This is a genomic window from Pedobacter sp. 01T416_2, from assembly GCF_056398925.1.
The window spans coordinates 1-2,331 of the sequence record NZ_JBFTQI010001104.1; the positions used below are offsets into that span (position 1 = coordinate 1).

At 37.5% G+C, this 2,331-nt stretch carries 4 protein-coding genes; all 4 read left to right on the plus strand.

Features of this window, described 5'->3' with window-relative positions; all coding sequences use genetic code 11:
• The first annotated feature begins 16 nt into the window (after nucleotides 1-16).
• Nucleotides 17-121: a hypothetical protein gene (locus AC1DPQ_RS27745; RefSeq protein ID WP_477611569.1), complete on the plus strand. Its 105-nt coding sequence runs from the start codon at nucleotides 17-19 to the stop codon at nucleotides 119-121.
• Between the two features lie 103 nt (nucleotides 122-224).
• Nucleotides 225-800, plus strand: a complete 576-nt coding sequence (locus AC1DPQ_RS27750) for a Crp/Fnr family transcriptional regulator (RefSeq protein WP_477580624.1) — start codon at nucleotides 225-227, stop codon at nucleotides 798-800.
• A 64-nt stretch (nucleotides 801-864) separates the two neighbouring features.
• Entirely contained in the window at nucleotides 865-1,404 is a 540-nt protein-coding gene (locus AC1DPQ_RS27755; RefSeq protein WP_477611567.1) for an NAD-dependent epimerase/dehydratase family protein, read from the plus strand.
• A 71-nt stretch (nucleotides 1,405-1,475) separates the two neighbouring features.
• The gene (locus tag AC1DPQ_RS27760; protein ID WP_477611568.1) at nucleotides 1,476-1,775 is read left to right on the plus strand and encodes a hypothetical protein; all 300 of its coding nucleotides are present in this window, start codon (nucleotides 1,476-1,478) and stop codon (nucleotides 1,773-1,775) included.
• The last annotated feature ends 556 nt before the right edge of the window (nucleotides 1,776-2,331 follow it).

The following is a 2,331-nucleotide window of genomic DNA, read 5'->3' on the forward strand; positions in this document are numbered from 1 at the left end:
GATCGTAGGTGGATTTATATTATTAAAGGCAAATAATCTGGATGAAGCGGCAGAGATCGCATCGTCATGCCCAATTTATGAATCTGCCGGTTATTCAGAAGTCCGCGAGTTTAAAAATTAAGCCAGGTTATTAAAACTCTGACTCAGGCGCTTTCTTTTCTCATAAAAGTCTGGAACAGGTTTCATTTGGGATTGATCAGCATTGTTTTTTTTATCTTTGTACCATGCACGGTCAACTTTTAAGTCTTATTACAAAAAGCCTACAACTTTCTAACCAGGATAGAGATTTGTGCATACGCTACTTTGAACCGGTGAGCTATCCAAAAAACCGGATAATCGAGGAAGAAGGGAAGGTACCCGGACATCTATATTTTGTGGTTTCGGGTTTTGCGAGGATATTCCATTACAATGATAAAGGCGATGAGGTTACAACGCATATAAACTGTCCGCCTGGTTTCATTACCTCCTATGCTGATTTTACTAACCAGAAAAAGTCTGATGAAAATCTGGAATGTATTACCGAATGTGAACTTTTGCGCATTAGTAAAGCAGATCTTGATCAGCTTATACAACAGAGCCCTACTTTTATGGATTTTAGCTTTTTGGTATTTCAACAATCCTTATCCTATAATGAAACACGTGCCAGGGAGCTAGCCACCCTTGATGCGGAACAGCGTTATTTAAAAATGATGGACCAGTACCCCGAAATTCTCCAGAATGTTCCTATGCAATACATTGCGTCTTTTCTTGGAATGAACCCTAAAAGTCTGAGCCGTATCAGAAAGAAGATCATTAGGTAACATTTGTGAAGTGGTTTTAAATCTGCAAAGTTCAACTTTGTCACAGCATTTAAAATCAATGGCTATGACAAATAAAAAACTAGTACTGGTATCCGGTGCAAATGGGCATTTAGGCAATAATCTTGTAAGACTATTGATCGAAAAAGGGATCCCGGTAAGGGCTTCAGTCCGTAATATCAAAAGCAAAGAATGTTTCAAGGATCTTAACTGCGAGGTTGTTCAGGCAGATATAACGGATAAAGCTTCCTTTAAACACGCACTGCAGCATGTTGATACTTTTTTTGCAGTGGGTGCGGCCTTCAAACTGTGGGCTAAAAACCCCAAGAAAGAAATCTACGATGTGAATATGCTGGGCACCCGGAATACGATTGAAGCTGCTGCAGAAGCGGGCGTAAAAAGAATCGTCTATGTAAGTTCAATTGCTGCACTGGATTATACCAATCTTCCGACAAAAGAAAGCAACGGATACAATTCCGACCGGAGAGATATGTACTATAATTCCAAGAATGATGGTGAAAAGCTGGCTTTTGATCTGGCAAGAGAATTCGGTATAGAATTGGTATCGGTTATGCCCGGAGCAATGATAGGAATGTTAAAGATGTAGCAGAAGGCTGTTACCTTGCTGCGCTGAAAGGCCGTTCTGGTGAGCGTTATATCCTTGCTAACGAAAAATGTATGACCATTACTGATACAACTAAATTGGCACAAAAACTTTATCCTGAATTGAAAATCAAAGTACCTGGAACTGTGCCAAAATATATTTTGTATGCTATTGCAGGTATTATGGAGCTTTCAGCTAAAATAAGTGGAAAACCTCCACTGCTTACCACTAAAGATATTGCTATGTTTTCAGGATTGCTGCAGGATTTTGATATTTCGAAGTCAAGAAACGAATTAGGATTTAATCCGAAAGATAGTCAACAGGCAGTAAAGGAAGCATTGGCTTACCTGATGGAACATAGGGGATTGATTTAATTTTAGAAAAAATTATGGTAGTGGGCACGCTATGATAGTATCTTCCTAAATATGCATTGACATAAACATTTTATACATATTTCTTTCAATAAACTCATACGCCTGAACGTCGCCTTGGATTACTTAGTATTTTTGAGATAAAAACGGCTCTGAGCAAAAATAGCTGATTTCCTAAATCGATTTAAGTATGATCCTATGCAAGGAGAGCATGGTTTTGTTAAAAACGTAGTTAACTTCAGCTTTTATTTTGTCGGTTTTGTACAAAATAAAGTCTATTTAGTATAACGCTTAGAAAGCGGCTTTATATAACTTTGCTATAATACCGACAGATGAGATCTTGAGATTGGAACAATTGCATCTTCCTTGATTCAATAAAATGGTTAACGGTATAAAATATAACCAGTATAAATCAGACATAAAAGAGCAGCATGTTATAGAACGCTGAATTTTTTGTCATAGGTAAGCTAATGAACTTTCATTTAGTTTAACATAAATTATGAGGCAATACCAAATCAGGAATGGGAAAAATCAATACGGAATTTCGGGAATCTCTTTT